Source organism: Mycolicibacterium sp. MU0050, assembly GCF_963378085.1.
GTDB classification, from domain to species: domain Bacteria; phylum Actinomycetota; class Actinomycetes; order Mycobacteriales; family Mycobacteriaceae; genus Mycobacterium; species Mycobacterium wendilense.
In genome coordinates this window covers 623,783-641,350 of record NZ_OY726395.1, presented here as the reverse complement: position 1 = coordinate 641,350, position 17,568 = coordinate 623,783, and the positions used below count along the sequence as shown (strand labels likewise).

Below are 17,568 nucleotides of genomic sequence, written 5' to 3'. Positions count from 1 at the left end.
CCAAGCCCCGATGTCCCCCGACAACAGCGCAATTCACGGCGGATGGCGCCTCAAGTCCTTCGTCGCCCGCGATGACGCCGGCAACACCCGGCACCCGCTGGGTCGGCATCCGCGCGGGCTCATCCTCTACACCGCCGACGGCTGGATGTCGGCGCAGTTGGCGCCGGATCCGGCCGAGGACGCCGAGATTGGAGCGTACATCGCCTACGGCGGCACGTTTCACCTCGACGCGGCGGCCGGCACGGTGCGCCACGATGTCGTCATGGCGACCATGCCCGACCTCCTGGCCCGGCCGCAGTTGCGGCACTACGTGATCGACGGCGACATCCTGACGCTGTCCGCCAGCATGGACGGCGAAACCGGCCGCACTCACAGCACCTTGGTCTGGCGCCGGGACGCGGCGGGTTCCGCTCGTCCCAGTTAGCGGGCGCTGTCCTGCGCCCGGTACTCCGCCACGATGGGCTCCAGTTCATCCGGCGTGGCGCCGTGCATGATCAACGCGTCGGCGCCGTAGTCGAACTCCTTGCGGATGCGCTCGACGCACTGCTGCGCGCTGCCGGTGGCGGCCGGTTCCAGCCACTCGTCGGGGATCAACGTGGCGATGTGCTCGATCTGTTCGGCGCTGGCCTTGTGGTCGATGCCGCCCGGGATCGAGGTCACCACCGAATCCGCGCGGAACCGTTCCAGCACAGCGGGATCCCAGCCGTTCGTGCTGACCAGCAGGTCGCCGTAGCCCTGCAGGTAGGTGGCCAGCCGGGCGACGGTCTTCTTGAGCCGGACCTCCTCGGGCAGGTGGTCCCCGACGGTCGCGAAGCAGGACCAGACCTTCACCGAATCCGGATCGCGCCCGGCCTGCTCGGCGGCGTCCTTGACGGTCTTGACCGCGCGCTGCAGCGTCTCCGGGGTGAAGTAGGTGTGCAGGATGACGTCGTCGAATTCGCGCCCACCCAACGCCAGGGTCTGGGGCCCGAACGCCACGATGGCCAGCCGGATGTCCTCGTCGAAGTCGGGGTCGAGGAACAGCACCGGGTACTTCCCGATCGGCCCGTCGTGGTTGAAGATCAGCTCACCGTGCCAGAGCCGGCGCATCACCTGCGCGAAGTCCTCCATCTGCGCGGTGGTCACGGCCGGCACGCCGAAGGCGTTGTACATCGCCGCGATGCCGCGCCCGATGCCCAGCGTGAACCGACCCCCCGACAATCGGTGCATGGTGGTGGCGTACGACCCGGTGATCAGCGGGTGTCGGGTGTTGTGGTTGGTCGCAGCGGTGGCGATCTGCATGCGCGATGTGACGGCACACGCCGCACCGGTCAGCGACGAGGCCTCCTTGACGTTCCACCGCTCGGAGATGAAGGCCGTACCGAACCCCAGTTCCTCCCCGCGGCGCGCCTCGTCCATCAGGGACGCCGGACCTGCACCCCCGGCCCCGGCCAGCAGGTAGTAGCCCAACTCGTCGAGAACTCGTTCGGTCATGCCCACGCTCCTTCGCTCACAATTCTTCGCGTCGCTCGGGTTCGAGCAGAAACGGGCGGGCTAGTGCCAGGCCCCTTGTCCGTAACCACAATTCCAGACGTCGGTGATCCGCCCGTCGACCACCTTGAACACCTCGATGCTGGCGATCTGGATCTCGTTGCCGTCGTGGCTGGTCAATGTCGAGTCGTAGACGATGGCGACATGCTGACCGTCGTCGCCGGCGATCACCGTGTTGAGGACGAACGTGAGGCTCTCGAAGGCCGCACACGTGTCCTCGACGCGCTTGCGCGCCTGCGCGCGGGTCAGGGTGTGGGATTCCCCGACCTCGTGACGGATCATGGTGTCGGCGATGATCTCGTCGGCCAGGTCATAGCGCCGGTTGTTCCACAGTTCGAGGTTGTACAGCTCGACCACTTCGCGCGCGGTTCGCATCAGAACTCCTCCTTGCTGTCGGGATCCGCACCCGCCACCGCCCGCAGGAAGCGCTCGGTCACCCGCTGCACCTTGCCGGAGAACAGATGCCCCACGTGACCGCCCTGGTGCCAGTAGATCTCGCCGCCCCAACGGTCGTGCATCGCCGACGCCGGCGTGCGCATCGCCATCTGGTCGTGCCAGGCCCCGACGATCAGCCGGCGCTGCGGCGGCGCGGTGGGTTCCATCGCCAAGGGGTCGATCACCGACGTCAAGGCCGCCACCTCCGGTGACCCCAGCACCGCCCCGACGTCGTCGGCGGCCCCGCCCCAGCGGTGCAGATGGTTGGCGATCATGGCGTTGAGCCCCAGGATGGGCGTGTACAGGGCCACGCCGTCGACCTCCTCGAACCCCGCGACCAGCGCAGCCACCCCGCTGCCCAGCGAGAGCCCGGCCAACGCCACCGTACTGGCCTGCGGCTGCAGCCACCGGATCACGGCGCGCACCTCCGAGACCGTGCGCATCATGCCTGCGACGTTGACCACCGGATCGGTGTCGGGGTACGCGGGCCACCAGTCCCGCCGCGGCCCGTGCCCGGGCTGGATCGGCATCGCGATGTTGTAGCCGAGAGTCCGGTGGATCCGCCCGATCCGGGCGACGGCGAAATCGGAGAGGCCGCCCTGTCCCGCGCCGTGTACCCACACCAGCCAGGGGCGCGGACCGCCCGGGTGCCGGACGAGGTTGCACACCGCGGTCGCCGGGCCACCGCCCGTCAGACACTCCGGCAGTCGCGGGTCATGGGTGTAGGTCAGTTCCTCGAACGCGAACCGGCCGGCCAGCCGCCGCCGAATCGACCTCACCCGCAACGGTTCCGGCTCCACATACGCACCGCGCAGGCCGGCTGCGGTGAGCGCCTCGGCCACCCCGGGGTAGCCGGCCACCTCGGCACTCACGCTCGGGGGCGGGGCGGCCAGCGTCATCCCGGTGACCACCAGTTCGTCCAACGCGACCTCCCCGAGTTGCCGCAACCCCCGCCGCGACCACGCGTTCCAGCCCGCCTCGCCGGAGAGCACCTCGACCGAGTGGGGCAGCACCGCGCCCAGCGCCCGGGCGACGGTCCTGATGCGTTCCTGGGGGCGCATGGTCAGGCCAGATCGAAGCCGGGGTAGCCGGTGGCGGCGACCTCGTCGCAGCGCCGCCGGTACTCGGGGATGCCCGCGTTGTACGCCATGTACCGCCGCTTCTTCCCCGGCACGTTTCCGCCGTTGTACCAGGAGTTGCAGCTCGGGTGCGCCAGCACCGTCGGTTCCACCAAGGAGGTGGTGTGCTCGATCCACTCCTGTTGCGCCTCGGGGCGGGCCTCGATGGTGCGCTGGCCGTTGGCGCGCAGATAGGTGATGCAGTCGCCGATCCATTCGACGTGTTGCTCCAGGGCCGCAACGAAATTCGTGGTCGCCGACGGGCTACCGGGGGCCTGGATGATGAACAGGTTCGGGAAGCCGGCGACCGCCAAACCCAGGTACGCGGCGGGTCCCTCGTCCTGCCAGATCTGACGCAGGTCGGCACCGTCGCGCCCGGTGATGTCGATGCGGGTCAGCGCGCCGGTCATCGCGTCGAAGCCGGTGGCGTAGATGATGACGTCGAGGCCGTAGTCGCCCTGCTCGGTGCTGATCCCGGTCGGCGTGATCGCGCGGATGGCGCCCGCACGCAGATCCACCAGCGTGACGTTGTCCCGGTTGAAGGTCTCGTAGTAGCCCTGGTCGATGATCGGGCGCTTGCAGCCGAACGGATGCGTCGGCACCAGCGCCGCCGCCGTCGCCGGATCCTTGACGATCCGCGCGATCGCCTCGCCGTAGAGCCTGGCCGCCATCCGGTTGGCCTCGATGTCGAAGAAGATGTCGCCCCAGGCCAGCGCGCCCATCACCCCGTGCTCGTCGATGGCGCGCAGTTGTTCGGCACGACTGGCCGACTTGATCGGTGGTTGCGAGAGCGTGTCCAGCAGCACCGAGAACGCGTTGAGGCGGGCCGCGCCCACCGGGTGTTCGCGCTGCGCCGCCCGGATCTCCGGATAGGACGCCTTGAGGGTCTTCAGTTCGTCGGCCTCCAGCGGCCGGACCTCCCAGGGCAGCGTGTAGGCCGCCGACCGCTGAAACACGGTGAGGTGCGCCGCTTCTCGGGCGACGACGGGAATCAGTTGGACGCCGGAGGAGCCGGTGCCGATGACCCCGACCCGCTTTCCGGTCAGGTCGTACCCGGCCTTCGGCCAGCTCCCCGTGAACAACGATGCCCCGTCGAACGCGTCCATTCCGGGCAGGTCGGGCTCCAGCGGGACCGACAGGATGCCCGAGGCGGCGACCACGTACGACGCCGTGAACCGCACACCGGTGTCGGTGTCGATGCGCCAGCCGGCGTCCGCGGCATCGAACGCCATGGCGGTGACCCGGGTGTTCAGCCGGATGTCGCGACGCAGGTCGAGTTTGTCGGCGACGAAGTGCAGATACGCCTCGATCTCCGGCTGGGCGGGCATGGTTTCCGTCCACACCCACTCCTGCTCGATCTCCTCGGAGAAACTGTAGGAGTATTCGATGCTTTCGATGTCGCAGCGCGCTCCGGGGTAACGGTTGAACAGCCAAGTGCCGCCGATGTTCTCCCCGGCCTCCACCGCGATCACCGACAGCCCGAGCTCGCGCAGCTTGTGCAGCATGTACAGCCCCGAGAAGCCGGCGCCGATGATCAGGGCGTCGTAGCGCGGCTCGCTCACGCCGACTCCGTGAACCGCAGCATCGTCCGGGTGAGGTGCAGAGTCTTGATGCGCCAGCGGCCGTCGCTCTTCTCGTAGGTCTCGTGATAGTGCCCGGCGCCGTGCAGTTGCCGGCCCTCCCACACCAGCAGGTCCTCCATGGCCCAGATCGCGGAGGCGGTGGTCGGGGAGGTCAGGTCGATCTCCGGCGTGTGGCAGTGGTGCATGGTGGCCGCGTCGGCGATCCCGCCGAGCACCACCGGCTCGAACGCCTCGAGGCCCTGCAGGGGCGGCATGGTTTGCGGGTCGGCGCCGCCGGTGGACACCGCCAGATCCAGGGTGACGACGACGTCGGGATCGAACAGCGCGCGCCACGCGGGGATGTCGCGGGTGTCGAGAAACCGGCAATACTGCGCCTTCAGTCGGCGGATCGCCTCGATCTCGTCCTGCGGTGTCGCGGCGGGCGGTTCGGTCATCCTGCGCTGCCTCCTCGATGGTCTTGCGGAAACCGCTACTGTAATCTATTCCGTACTTACCGTAGGCAAGATTAGGGATGCGACTATGAAAGTCCCCTTCACCTGGAAAGTCACCGGGTGGTTCATGATCGGATGGTCGGCCGAGTACGAGGTCGGTGACGTCAAGGCACTGAAATACTTCGGCGAGGACCTGGCCGCCTACCGCGACGAGAACGGCGAGTTGCACGTCCTGGAGGCGCACTGCAAACACCTGGGCGCCCACATCGGTCACGGCGGCAAGGTGGTCGGCGACTGCGTCGAATGCCCCTTCCACGGCTGGCGGTGGGGCCCGCAGGGCGACAACACCTACATCCCGTACCAGCCCGACCGGCCCAATCGGGGCCTGAAGCTGCGCTCCTATCCGGTCCGCGAACAGTACGGTTGCATCTTCCTGTGGTACCAGCCGCACGGCGAACCCCCGCGGTGGGAGTTGCCCGATATTTTCCACAAGTTCCCGCAGTTCGAAACCGACCCCAACGCCTACTACCGGCCGTATCCGGAGTTCTCCAGTCGGGCCGACGCGATTCCGGTCCACCCACAGATCGTCGCCGAAAACGGCCCGGACAGTTCACATTTCCGCTACGTGCACAAGGCCACCGTGACGCCGGTGTGCCTGCACTGGGAGCACGAGGACCAAGAGTGGCGGTTCCTCACCGGCTGGCCGGACGCCCGCAGCGACGACCCGGACGCGATGGCCCTGCGCATCCACAGCCACTTCTCCGGCCTCGGGTTCGCAATGAGCGCCTTCGAGGGCTCCTCCAACCACCGGCTGATCTTCGCCTGCACCCCCGTCGACGACGAGGTCTCCGACATGTTCTATTCCATCTGGTGGCCCAAGGAGCCCGGCGAGACGTCCGACGTGCCGCCCGCGCACGTCCGCGACAAAGTGGAGCGGCAGTTCCTCAAGACCGTGTGGGAGGACTGCGACATCTGGCGGTATCAGAAGTACGTGGAGAATCCCCCGCTGGCCAAGATCGACGCCAAACCGTATATGGCCATGCGGAAGTGGGCCAAGCAGTTCTACGACATTCCCGTCACCCCGCCCGGCGACGTCCCCGCTCCCGACCTGACCAACGCGTGACCCCCGAAACACTCGAGGAGCTGATCGCGCCCGGCCACACCGCGATCGTCACCCAGGAGTTGCAGGGCGCGGTGGTCGGCCCGTCCGCCGGATTGGCGGCGCTGGCGAACGAGGCCCGCCGCGAGGCGCTGCCCAACATCGCCCGGCTGCTGCCGGCGGCGCGCTCGGCCGGCGCCGCGGTGGTGCACTGCCTGGTGCAGCGCCGCGCCGACAGCCGCGGGTCCAACCACAACGCCAAGCTGTTCGCGATCGGCCGCCACGACGTGGACATCGCACCGGGCAGCCCCGGCGCGACCCTGCTCGACGAGTTCGGCCCGGAGCCAAGCGATCTGGTGCTGCACCGCTGGCACGGCCTGGGCCCGATGGGGGGCACGGACCTGGATGCCGTGCTGCGTAACCTGGGCGTCCGCACCATCGTCGCGGTGGGGGTTTCGCTGAACGTCGCGATCCCCAACCTGGTGATGGATGCCGTCAACGCCGGTTACCGGGTGGTGTTGCCCCGCGACGCGGTGGCCGGCATCCCGACCGAATACGGCGCCGCCATCATCGACAACACCCTGTCCCTGCTGTCCACCGTCACCACCACCGATGCCCTGATCGGCGCCTGGCAGCGGTGATGGTCCAACCCCTGGAGTGACAATGGCATTCACCGTTCCCGCCGTGGCCGACGCGATCGCGGCGGCCATCCCGGACCGTCCCCTCCTCGTCCAGGGGGACCGCGTCTACACCCACGCGCAGGTGCAGGAACGGTCCAATCGGCTGGCCGCGTACCTGCACGCGCAGGGCCTGGGCTGCCACACCCCGCGCGCTCAGCTCGCCGGGCACCAGACCGGGCAGGACCTGATGGGCATCTACGCCCACAACGGGCCCGAGTACGTCGAGGGCATGCTGGGCGCGTTCCGGGCCCGGGTCGCCCCGTTCAACGTCAACTACCGTTACGTCAAAGGCGAGCTGCAATACCTGCTGGCCGACGCCGGCGCCACCGCGCTGCTCTACCACGCGGAGTTCGCCCCGCGGGTCGCCGAGATCCGCGCGGATCTCCCGCAGCTTCGGGTGCTCATCCAGATCGCGGACGCCTCCGGCAACGAACTGCTGCCCGGCGCAGTCGATTACGACGACGCGCTGGCCTCGGTGGCCGGGAACCCGCCGCCCGTGCAGGCCGACCCGGACGATCTCTACGTGCTCTACACCGGCGGGACCACCGGGATGCCCAAGGGCGTGCTGTGGCGTCAGCACGACATCTTCGTCGCCTCCTTCGGCGGACGCGACCTCTACAGCGGGCACACCGCCGAATCCGTCGACGAGATCGTCGAGAAGGCGCGCGCCAACCCGGGGATGAAGTTGATGATCCTGCCGCCGCTGATGCACGGCGCCGCGCAGTGGGCGGTCATGACGGCGCTCACCACGGGGCAGACCGTGGTGTTCGCGGAGGTCGCCAACCGCTTCGACGCCGACGCGGTCGTCGCGGACATCGCCCGGCACCAGGCCGCGGTGATCACCGTGGTGGGCGATGCCATGGTGCGGCCGCTCGCCGACGCCATCGAACGTGGCACGGCCGACGTCTCCTCGCTCAACGTCGTCGCCAACGGCGGCGCGCTGCTGACCCCCACCGCCAAGCAACGCCTGATCGACCTCAAGCCAGGCCTGATCGTCGTCGACGGCGTCGGCTCGTCGGAGACCGGGGCGCAGATGACCCACATGTCGGCGCCGGGTGTGGTGTCCACCGGCACCTTCAAACCGGGACCGGACACCTGCGTGGTCGCCGAGGACTTCAGCCGCGTGCTGGCCGCCGGCCACGACGGCAACGGCTGGTTGGCCCAGCGGGGCCCGGTTCCGTTGGGCTACAACGGGGATCCGGAGAAGACCGCGCGCACCTTCCCGGTGGTCGAGGGCGTGCGCTACGCCATTCCGGGTGACCGGGCGCGCCATCTCGCCGACGGCAACATCCATCTGCTCGGCCGCGACTCGGTGACCATCAACTCCGGCGGCGAGAAGATCTTCGCCGAGGAGGTCGAGACCGCGGTGGCCTCCCACCCGGCGGTGGCCGATGTCGTGGTGACCGGGCGCCCCAGCGACCGGTGGGGGCAGGAGGTGGTGGCCGTGGTCGCGCTAATACCCGGCGCGCACGCCGACGCCGAGGAACTCATCGCCCACGCCGGAACCACCCTGGCCCGCTACAAGCTGCCCAAGGCGGTGGTGTTCCGCCCCGCCATCGAGCGCAGCCCGGCCGGCAAGGCCGACTACCGCTGGGCCAAGGAACAGGCCACCGCAACTCCGTAGTAACAGCGAAACCGCTGGAACTACGACCGCTTGGCGGCATAATGCCGTGCCGCCTTCGCGCGGTTGCCGCAGCTGGCCATCGAATGCCATCGACGTGCCGCGTTCTTGGAGGTATCGAGGAAGAACAGCACGCAATCGGGATGGGCGCACTGCCGGATCCGCTCCGGCGCGGTCGCCATCAGGTGTAGCAGGTTGTCCGCGGCCATCCACGCCGGTAGCCACGCGGGATCCGCAACTTCAGGGACATCGACGGGCCCCTCGGCAGTCAGCATCCGGCGGATCCGGCCGTGGTCGAGCACGTCGTTCACGCCATCCCTGGCGCCCTGCAGGACGGCCTCCAGAATTGCGGTGCGCGCAGTCAACAGTGCTTCGAGCGTGCGCCGGTCGACGCGCGCACGGTCGGCCATACCCGCTGATGTCAGCCAGATCCGCAATCCGTCGAGGTCTCCGAGCAGATCGCGTGGGGCACCGTCCATCCAGCGGGTGTTCAGCAGGTCCAACGCCAGCGGTTCGCCGAGGTGGGGCCGTGGATCGCGCATGCCCGAGCTTAACGAGCCGGTAGGGGCCACCATGTCCACCACCTTCCGACCTAACCATCAAATAACACTTTGCCGGTTGCGTACCGCGCGCCGCCAGGCTACGGTCTAACCCACAAACCCATTTATACCGGTTATAACAGGAGGCTACCTTGACCACCACCATCGCGCCCAAGCTGACGACGGGACACGTCGGACTGAACGTGTCGGACCTGCAGCGGTCAGCCGACTTCTATCGCCGCGCCCTCGGCTTCGAGGAACTGGCCGTGAGTTCCGACGATGCAAAGCGGTGGGCCTTTCTCGGCATCGGGGACGCATTGCTGCTCACCCTCTGGCAGCAGAGCAGCGGGGAGTTCTCCACCAGAACTCCCGGGCTACACCACCTGTCCTTCGAGGTCGACTCCGTCGAGCAGGTGCACGCCGTTGAATCAGCCCTGCGCGCACTCGGAGTCGACTTCGCCCACGAGGGCCTCGTCGCCCACGGCGAAGGTCTCGCCTCGGGCGGCATCTTCTTCACCGACCCGGACGGAATCCGTCTCGAGGTCTACGCCACCACCGGGGCCGAGTCGGCGCCCGCACCGCACGGCGAGGCACCGACGTGTGGCTTCTTCTGAGCCTGGCCCGGCGCACCGACTTTCGCCCCGCACAAGGGGGTGGCAACGGTGGTTGATTTCCACCCGGGTGAGCTTGCAGTGCAGCACCGCATGGGTCAGTCGCACATCGCCGAGAAGCTGAGTCGGGGCATCCGCGCCGACATTCCCGAGGTCGCCGCGGCCTTCCTCGCCGAACAGCCGATGATCGTGGTGGCCGCGGCCGACGCGGCAGGCCGATTGTGGGCGAGCGATCTGGTGGGTGCACCAGGATTCGTGCGCGCACTCGATGATCGGACAATCGCGCTGGCCACGCGGCCGGACGCCGGCGATCCACTGGCGGACGTCCTGGCCCGGCCGAGCCGGATCGGCATGATCGCCCTACAACCTGAGCGGCGAAAGCGGATGCGGGTCAACGGAGCCGTCGCTCCCGACGGGAACGGGTTGCGCGTCACCGTCGATCAGGTCTATTCCAATTGCCCGAAGTACATCGCGCGCAGGCACGTCACCGCCTTCGAGCCGCACATCGAACGGTCCGCTCCCCAACACGCCACCGAGCTGAACGAACACCAGCGGGAGATGCTCGCCAAGGCGGATGCATTCTTCGTCGCCACCGCCGACGCCGAGGGTAACCACGACGCGTCCCACCGCGGCGGCAATCCCGGTTTCCTGCAGGTAGCCTCGCCGCGCCGACTGCGCTGGCCCGACTACCGCGGCAACTCGCTGTTCATGACGCTCGGCAACATCGAGGTGAACCCGCGGTGCGGGATCCTGGTGCTGGACTGGGTCACCGGCGCGAGCCTGCAACTGACTGGTAGCGCCCAACTTGTCTGGGAGGCCGAGACTTTCGCTATCGGCGCGCAATGCTTCATCGATTTCACCATCGATGCGGTGATCGAGCGCGCAGGCCCCGGCCCACTACGCTGGGGCACCCCGGAACTCTCGTCGGCCAACCCCTAGGGTTACCGCAGCACCCGCACCGGCACGTTGCTCCAGCCGGCGACGTTCTGCATGTTCACCCGCTTGCACCCGCTCCAGTCCACCTCGTAGCGCGGCATGAAATCCAGCATCCGGTCCAGCGCGATGGTGCTCTCCAACCGGGCCAGCGCCGCCCCCAGGCAGCTGTGGATGCCGTAACCCAAGCCGAGGTTCTGCGACTGGGTGCGGTCGCGATCGATGTCGAAGGTGTCGGGGTCGGTCCACGCCTCCGGGTCCCGGTTGGCCGACCCGCCCACCAGGAACACCGGCTTGCCGGCGGGGATGGTCACCCCGTGCAGGGTGACCTCGCGCATCGACCGGCGCACGTTGTACTGCGCGGGCGCCTCGTAACGCAGCAGTTCCTCGACGGCGGCCGGGACCTTGCTGCGGTCGGCCAGCAGCCTCTCCCACTGCTCGGGGTTCTGCGCGAACACCACCGCCGCCGACCCCAGCAGCTTGGTCACCGTCTCCGCCCCGGCACCGCCGAGAAGCACCGCGAACTCGGTGATCTCGAGGTTGTTGAGCGGGCCCACCTGCCCGTCCTCGCGCTCGATCTCCGCCTCGATCAGCTTGCTGAGCAGGTCGGTTCCCAGATCGTCACGGCGCTTCTTGATCAGCTTGTAGTAGTAGACCGACATGTCGATGGCGGACTTCAGCCCCGCTTCGCTCATCTCGACCTCACCGGGGTCGCGGTGCAGGAAGTCGTCGATCCACAGCCGGATCTGTTGCCGGTCCGCGGCGGGGACGCCCTGCATGATGGTCATCACCTCGACCGGGAACAGCGCCGAGAAATCCTGCACGAAGTCGAAGCCGTCGGGGTCGATCGCCGACAGGTAGTGGTCGATGGTCTCGGTGACCAACTGGCGCCTGGCCTCGATCGCCCGCGGCGTGAACACCTTGTTCAGCAGGCTGCGCATCCGACGGTGCGCCGGCGGATCCATGGCGATGATCCCGCCGTGCTCGGTGACCTCTCCCTTGCGGACCTGCGCCAGGTCGACCCCGTAGGCCGAGGAGTACGTCTCGTGATCCTTGAACGCCGCGGCGACGTCCTCGTGCCGGGTCAGCGCGTAGAAGTCGTACTGCTCGCTGTAATAGACCGGCGCTTCCTCACGCATCCGACGGTAGATCTCGTAGGGACTGTTGAAGAAGTCCTCGGAGAACGGGTCGAATACCACCGTTGCCGTGCTCATCGTCTGTCTCCTGAACTTCGGGGCAAACCGGACTGGGCCAGCCGGCGGCGAGTCTTGTTGCGGGCCCGCCGAAGTGCGGCGTCGGCGTACAACTTCATGGGCTTGGTGAACGGTGGCGCGGCGCTGCCGGTGATGCTGAACGGCAGGTCCGAGCCCACCACCGTGCGGTAGTGGCTGAACGCGTCGAACCCGGCCTTGCCGTGGTAGGCCCCCATGCCGCTGCGGCCCACCCCGCCGAACGGTGCGGCCGACGGGATCATCTGCGCGGCAAAGTCGTTGCGGGCGACGCCGCCGCTGCGGGTACTGCGGACGAAGCGCCGGAAGTCGTCGCCGTCGGGCCCGTACCAGTAGGCCACCAGCGGAGCCGGACGAGCGTTGATGTAATCGATGGCATCGGCGAGCCCGTCGTAGGGCAGCACCGCCAGCACCGGCCCGAAGACCTCCTCATGGGCGATCCGCATCCCGTCGTCCACACCGCTGACCAGCGTCGGCGCGATCTTGCGGGTGGCCCGGTCCGGAAGCTGCTCGCCTGCCGGCGCCACCGCCTGGACCACGGCGCCCTTGGAGCGGGCGTCGTCGATCAGGCCCAGCACCCGGTCGAAGTTGGCCTCGTTGACGCTGGAGCAGTAGTCGGGGTTGGCCACGATGGTGTCGAACATGCCGCGCCAGGTGCGCCGCGCGCTGTCCGCGAACGCCTCGAGGTGGGCACGCGGCACCAGCACGTAGTCCGGGCAGACGCAGACCTGACCGCCGTTGACCAGTCGCGCCGCGGCGATCCGCGCGGCCGCCTTGGTGACGTCGGCCGCGCCACCCGGCGCGACCACCACGGGGTTCTTCCCGCCGAGTTCCAGGGTGACGGGCACCAGATGCTCGGCCGCCGCCCGCTGCACCCGAATCCCGATGTCCGGCGAACCCGTGAAGAACAGGTGGTCGAAGGGCAGCGCGCTGAACGCCGCCGCGACCTCCGGCCCACCGTTGACCACGGCCAGTTCGGTGGGGTCGAAGTATTTCGGGGCCAGCTCCTCGAGCAAAGCGCCTGTGCGCGGGGTGATCTCGGACATCTTGATCATCACCCGGTTGCCCGCGGCGAAGGCGGCGGTCGCCGGCAGCACCACCAGGTTCAGCGGGAAGTTCCATGGGCCGATGATGCCGACCACGCCCAGCGGGGTGGGTTCGACGTCGGCCCGCAGGCCCACCACGCGCGCGGCGCGCAGCAGTCGGGTGGTCTTGGACCAGCGGGCCACGTTCTTACGGGTGTGCTCGATGACCGGGATCATCCCGACGACCTCGGTGAACAACGACGCCGCCCGCGATCGGGTGCCGAAGTCGGCGCCCATCGCCTCGACCAGCGCGTCGGTGTTGTCCAGCACCAGGGCGAGCAGTCGGTCGATCCGGTTGAGCCGGACCGCCAGTTCCGGCGGCCCCTGTTCGACGAAGGCTTCCCGCTGCCGGTGCAGCAGAGCGAGCAGTTCGTCGCGACGCTCCCCCGCCGGGCCGTCCACCCGCAGCTCCGACCTGCTCATCTGACGCCTACGCCTTCCTGTCAAACCCCCGGCGTACCAGCAGAGCAACCGCTACTCCAGCTGAATTCGGGACGATCAACGGTAAAGGTTACAGTATCTTGCCCCGGCAACGGGCGGCACCGGCCCCGGACAGGGCGTCGCCGGGCCGTCGTATCGCGGCACTAGATAAGATACTGTAAGAGTTACGGTTGACGGCCCACCGGACGAGTCCGCGGAGCCGCTCCGACACTTCAGAAGGGGACACTGTGAACGAAGTGGCCATCATCGGCGTGGGTTTGCACCCATTCGGCCGATTCGAGGGCAAGTCGGCCATGCAGATGGGGGTGGACGCCATCACCGCGGCCGTCGCCGACGCGGGGGTGCAGTGGTCCGACGTCCAGGCCGCCACCGGCGGCAGCTGGACGGTGGCCAACCCGGACGCGATCGTCGGCATGGTCGGGCTGACCGGGATCCCGTTCACCAACGTGTTCAACGCCTGCGCGACCGCGGCCAGCGCGGCGAAGGCCTGCGCCGACGGGATCCGGTTGGGTGACTACGACATCGGCGTCGCCGTCGGCCTGGACAAGCACCCCAAGGGCGCGTTCACCGAGGATCCCGCGCTGGTCGGGATGCCCCGCTGGTACGCGGAGAACGGGCAGTACCTGACCACCCAGTTCTTCGGGATGAAGGCCAACCGCTACCTGCACACCCACGGTATCTCCCAGGCGACGTTGGCCAAGGTCGCGAACAAAAACTTCCGCAACGGTGCCCTGAACCCGAATGCGTTCCGCCGCAAGCCCATCTCCGAGGAGGACATCCTCAACTCGACGATGCTGAACTACCCGCTGACGCAGTACATGTTCTGCGCTCCCGACGAGGGCGCCGCGGCGGTGGTGATGTGTCGCGCGGACATCGCGCACCGCTACACCGACAAACCGGTGTATCTGCGGGCCGTCGAGGTGCGCACCCGCAAGTACGGCGCCTACGAGGTCAACACCACCTTCGCGCCCGTCGAGGAGGACGTCGCCCCCACCGTCTACGCGGCCCGGGCCGCGTTCGAGAAGGCCGGGATCGCCCCCGAGGACGTCGACGTCATCCAGTTGCAGGACACCGACGCCGGCGCCGAGATCATCCACATGGCCGAGTGCGGCTTCTGCGCGGACGGCGAACAGGAGAAGCTGCTCGCCGACGGGGCCACCGAGATCGGCGGGTCGATGCCCGTCAACACCGACGGCGGCCTGATCGCCAACGGCGAACCCATCGGCGCGTCCGGTCTGCGGCAGATCCACGAGATCGTCCGGCAGCTGCGCGGCGAGGCCGGCGACCGTCAGGTGCCCGGTTCGCCGAAGGTCGGCTTCACCCAACTCTACGGCGCGCCGGGCACGGCCGCCGCGAGCATCCTCACCACCTGAGAACCATGCCGAGCAGACGCAAACTCCGCCCAGATGAACGGTTTTGGGGGAAGTCTGCGTCTGCTCGCGGCAGGAAGGCCACCCCATGAGCGACACCAGCGAACAGTTTCGGGACGCACCGATCTTCGATGCCGACCAACACATGTACGAGACCGCCGAGGCGCTGACCAAGTTCCTGCCGGAGCGCTACCAGCGCGCCGTGCAGTACGCCCAGATCGGCAAGCAGACCCGGATCATCATCAACAACAAGGTCACCGACTTCATCCCGAACCCCACCTTCGAGCGGGTCGCCGCACCCGGGGCGCACGAGAAGTTCTTCGCCGGCCGCAACACCGAGGGACTGACGCTGCGGGAGATGCAGGGCAAGGCCATCGAGGCCCCGGCGGCCACCCGCAACCCCGAGGACCGCGTCAAGGAGCTCGACCGGCAGGGTGTGGTCGAGGCGCTCAACTATCCGACGCTGGCGAGCCTGGTCGAGCACTCCAGCGCCGACGATCCCCAGCTGACCCTGGCCATCATCCACGCGCTCAACCAGTGGATGGCCGAGCACTGGTCCTTCAACTACGCCGAGCGGGTCTTCTCCACGCCCATCATCAACCTCTCCGAGGTCGATGCCGCCCAACGCGAACTCGAGTACATCCTCGACCAGGGCGCCAAGGTGGCGCTGATCAAACCCGGTCCGGTCAACGGCCTGCACGGTTGGCGCTCGCCGGCGCTACCCGAGTTCGACCCGTTCTGGCGCGACGTCGAATCGGCCGGACTCCCGATCGTGTTGCACGCCAGTTATCCCCCGCTGGACGACTACGTCAACAGCTGGGAGCCGCCGCACACCCAGAACTTCATGGCCCAGAGCGCTTTCCGCTGGATGGTGCTGGGGCACCGCGAGATCGCCGACATGCTCACCAGCCTGATCTGCCACGGCACCCTGACCCGGTTCCCCAAACTGCGGATCGCCAGCGTGGAAAACGGCAGCAGCTGGATCTTCCCGCTGTTCAACGACTTCGAAGATCTTGTCAAGAAGATGCCGCAGAACTTTCCTGAGCATCCGCACGACGTGTTCCGGCGCAACATCTGGGTCAGTCCGTTCTGGGAAGGCTGCGTGGCCGACGTGGTCAACACCGTCGGCTGGGACCGGGTGCTGTTCGGCTCCGACTACCCGCACCCGGAGGGGCTGGCCGAGCCGAGGGGCTACTGGCAGTACGCCGAGGGCATGGACGTCCGTCGCACCTACGACTTCATGGGCGACAACGCCCGCCGGTTCATGGGGCTGCCGATCGCCAACCCCGACCCGGACGCCGTCCACCCGCCCGAGCTCGTCGCACCCGGAAGTTGAGATGACCCAGACCCAGAGTGACACCGGCATTCTCGCCGGCGAACAGCGCATGCTCATCGACGGCGAGCTCCGCCACACCGACGGGGGCGCGCTGTTCGACGTAGTGCACCCCGGCAACGAGCAGGTGGTCGGGCAGGTCTCCGATGGCACGCTCACCGACATGGACCGTGCCGTCGGCGCGGCGCGGCGCGCGTTCGACGACACCGAGTGGTCCCGCGACCTCGACTTCCGCTACCACTGCCTGATGCAGCTGCACGCGGCGCTGGAGCGCAACAAGGAGCGGCTGCGCCGGATCGTGGTGACCGAGGTCGGCTGTCCCGTCAGCGTGACGGGCAGTCAGATCGAGGACCCGATCGACGAGGTCCGGCACTGGGCCGAACACGGCCGGGATTTCGAGTACCTCGTCGACACCGGCATCCACAAGGCTCCGATGGGGACCGCCCGGCGGACCATCTCCTATGAGCCGGTGGGCGTGGTCGGCGCGATCACCCCGTGGAACGTGCCGTTCTACCTCAACATCGCCGAAACCATTCCCGCGTTGATGGCCGGCAACACCGTGGTGCTCAAGCCCGCGCAGCTGACCCCGTGGTCCGGCAGCGAGCTGGGCCGCATCGTCGCCGAGGAGACCGACATCCCCGCCGGGGTGTTCAACGTCGTGACCTCCAATGCCAACGGGGTCGGCGCCGCGCTGTCGGCCGACCCGCGGGTGGACATGATCACCTTCACCGGCTCGACGGCCACCGGCCGGGCCATCCTCGCCGCGGCCGCGCCGACCGTGAAGCGCACCATGATGGAACTTGGCGGCAAATCGGCCCACATCGTGCTCGACGACGCGAAGCTGGAGAAATGCCTGCCGATGGCGGCCATGGTCGCATGTGTGATGTCCGGGCAGGCCTGCATCATGGCCAGCCGAATCCTGCTGCCGCGCAGCCGTTACGCCGAAGGCATCGAGATCCTCAAGGCCAGCATGGAAGCCACTTCCGTCGGCGACCCGTGGGATCCGTCGGTGCTGCAGGGCCCACAGATCAGTGAGACCCAACGGCAGAAGGTGCTCGGGCTGATCAAGTCCGGCGTCGACTCCGGGGCGCGGCTGGTCACCGGCGGCGGCATCCCCGAGGCGCTGCCGGTCGGCTACTACACCCAACCCACGCTGCTGGCCGACGTCGACCCGGACTCGCAGATCGCCCAGGAGGAGATCTTCGGACCGGTGCTCACGGTGACCCCCTACGACACCGACGACGAGGCCGTCGCTATTGCCAACAACTCCATCTACGGCCTGTCCGGCGAAGTCACCGGGGTTGACACTGAACGCGCCTTTTGTATCGCCCGGCGACTGCGGACCGGTAACGTGACGGTCAACGGACGCAGCCACTTCGGCATCACCAGTCCGTTCGGCGGCACCAAGCAAAGCGGCCTCGGTCGGCGCAACGGGGCCGAGGGTTTCAAGGAGTACCTGGAGAGCAAGACCATCGGGCACCCCGCCTGAATCCGCGGGGCCCGGCGCAGACGGAAGAAGGGGTTGTAGTG

Annotated in this window: 17 protein-coding genes; 9 read left to right on the top strand and 8 right to left on the bottom strand. The window is 68.2% G+C overall.

Features of this window, described 5'->3' with window-relative positions:
• Positions 1–10: 10 nt before the first annotated feature.
• Positions 11–424 (top strand): lipocalin-like domain-containing protein, encoded by a 414-nt coding sequence (locus tag R2K23_RS02970; RefSeq protein WP_316514132.1) that lies wholly within the window; start codon positions 11–13, stop codon positions 422–424.
• Here the strand turns inward: R2K23_RS02970 and R2K23_RS02965 are convergent.
• Genes R2K23_RS02965 through R2K23_RS02945 form a run of 5 tightly spaced genes read right to left on the bottom strand, consistent with a single transcriptional unit; the run spans position 421 to position 5,100 of the window.
• Positions 421–1,473: a TIGR03857 family LLM class F420-dependent oxidoreductase gene (locus R2K23_RS02965; protein ID WP_316514129.1), complete on the bottom strand. Its 1,053-nt coding sequence runs from the start codon at positions 1,471–1,473 to the stop codon at positions 421–423. The two genes, R2K23_RS02970 and R2K23_RS02965, sit on opposite strands and share 4 nt — an antisense overlap.
• A gap of 60 nt (positions 1,474–1,533) precedes the next feature.
• Entirely contained in the window at positions 1,534–1,905 is a 372-nt protein-coding gene (locus tag R2K23_RS02960; protein ID WP_316514128.1) for a nuclear transport factor 2 family protein, read from the bottom strand.
• Positions 1,905–3,026: an alpha/beta fold hydrolase gene (locus tag R2K23_RS02955; protein ID WP_316514127.1), complete on the bottom strand. Its 1,122-nt coding sequence runs from the start codon at positions 3,024–3,026 to the stop codon at positions 1,905–1,907. Before R2K23_RS02955 ends, R2K23_RS02960 begins: the two co-directional genes overlap by 1 nt.
• 2 nt (positions 3,027–3,028) lie before the next feature.
• Positions 3,029–4,645, bottom strand: a complete 1,617-nt coding sequence (locus tag R2K23_RS02950; protein ID WP_316514125.1) for a flavin-containing monooxygenase — start codon at positions 4,643–4,645, stop codon at positions 3,029–3,031.
• On the bottom strand, positions 4,642–5,100 hold the full coding sequence (locus R2K23_RS02945; protein ID WP_316514124.1) for a nuclear transport factor 2 family protein: 459 nt from the start codon (positions 5,098–5,100) through the stop codon (positions 4,642–4,644). The genes R2K23_RS02950 and R2K23_RS02945 overlap by 4 nt, the downstream gene beginning before the upstream one ends.
• 85 nt (positions 5,101–5,185) lie before the next feature.
• On the opposite strand from R2K23_RS02945, the gene R2K23_RS02940 reads away from it, so the two are divergent.
• Genes R2K23_RS02940 through R2K23_RS02930 form a run of 3 tightly spaced genes read left to right on the top strand, consistent with a single transcriptional unit; the run spans position 5,186 to position 8,500 of the window.
• Positions 5,186–6,220, top strand: coding sequence for a Rieske 2Fe-2S domain-containing protein (locus R2K23_RS02940; protein ID WP_316514122.1), 1,035 nt, complete (start codon positions 5,186–5,188; stop codon positions 6,218–6,220).
• Positions 6,217–6,837, top strand: coding sequence for a cysteine hydrolase family protein (locus tag R2K23_RS02935; RefSeq protein ID WP_316514120.1), 621 nt, complete (start codon positions 6,217–6,219; stop codon positions 6,835–6,837). Before R2K23_RS02940 ends, R2K23_RS02935 begins: the two co-directional genes overlap by 4 nt.
• Positions 6,838–6,859: 22 nt before the next feature.
• Positions 6,860–8,500, top strand: coding sequence for an acyl-CoA synthetase (locus R2K23_RS02930; RefSeq protein WP_316514118.1), 1,641 nt, complete (start codon positions 6,860–6,862; stop codon positions 8,498–8,500).
• A 20-nt stretch (positions 8,501–8,520) separates the two neighbouring features.
• On the opposite strand, the gene R2K23_RS02925 is transcribed toward R2K23_RS02930, so the two are convergent.
• Positions 8,521–9,039, bottom strand: a complete 519-nt coding sequence (locus R2K23_RS02925; RefSeq protein WP_316517024.1) for a CGNR zinc finger domain-containing protein — start codon at positions 9,037–9,039, stop codon at positions 8,521–8,523.
• 149 nt (positions 9,040–9,188) lie between these two features.
• Here R2K23_RS02925 and R2K23_RS02920 point away from each other — a divergent pair, with 149 nt between their 5' ends.
• A complete protein-coding gene (locus tag R2K23_RS02920; RefSeq protein ID WP_316514115.1) occupies positions 9,189–9,650 on the top strand; it encodes a VOC family protein in 462 nt (153 codons plus the stop codon).
• Between the two features lie 90 nt (positions 9,651–9,740).
• Positions 9,741–10,586 carry a pyridoxamine 5'-phosphate oxidase family protein gene (locus tag R2K23_RS02915; protein WP_316514114.1) on the top strand — a complete coding sequence of 282 codons (846 nt, stop codon included), beginning with the start codon at positions 9,741–9,743 and terminating at the stop codon, positions 10,584–10,586.
• A gap of 2 nt (positions 10,587–10,588) precedes the next feature.
• On the opposite strand, the gene R2K23_RS02910 is transcribed toward R2K23_RS02915, so the two are convergent.
• The gene (locus tag R2K23_RS02910; protein ID WP_316514113.1) at positions 10,589–11,794 is read right to left on the bottom strand and encodes a cytochrome P450; all 1,206 of its coding nucleotides are present in this window, start codon (positions 11,792–11,794) and stop codon (positions 10,589–10,591) included.
• Positions 11,791–13,254 (bottom strand): aldehyde dehydrogenase family protein, encoded by a 1,464-nt coding sequence (locus R2K23_RS02905; RefSeq protein WP_316517023.1) that lies wholly within the window; start codon positions 13,252–13,254, stop codon positions 11,791–11,793. Before R2K23_RS02905 ends, R2K23_RS02910 begins: the two co-directional genes overlap by 4 nt.
• Positions 13,255–13,562: 308 nt before the next feature.
• Here R2K23_RS02905 and R2K23_RS02900 point away from each other — a divergent pair, with 308 nt between their 5' ends.
• The 3 genes from R2K23_RS02900 to R2K23_RS02890 all read left to right on the top strand — a co-directional run bounded on the left by R2K23_RS02900 (position 13,563) and on the right by R2K23_RS02890 (position 17,527).
• A complete protein-coding gene (locus tag R2K23_RS02900; protein ID WP_316514112.1) occupies positions 13,563–14,708 on the top strand; it encodes a thiolase family protein in 1,146 nt (381 codons plus the stop codon).
• Positions 14,709–14,793: 85 nt separating this feature from the next.
• On the top strand, positions 14,794–16,041 hold the full coding sequence (locus R2K23_RS02895) for an amidohydrolase family protein (RefSeq protein WP_316514111.1): 1,248 nt from the start codon (positions 14,794–14,796) through the stop codon (positions 16,039–16,041).
• Between the two features lies 1 nt (position 16,042).
• Positions 16,043–17,527 (top strand): aldehyde dehydrogenase family protein, encoded by a 1,485-nt coding sequence (locus tag R2K23_RS02890; RefSeq protein ID WP_316514110.1) that lies wholly within the window; start codon positions 16,043–16,045, stop codon positions 17,525–17,527.
• Positions 17,528–17,568: the final 41 nt, after the last annotated feature.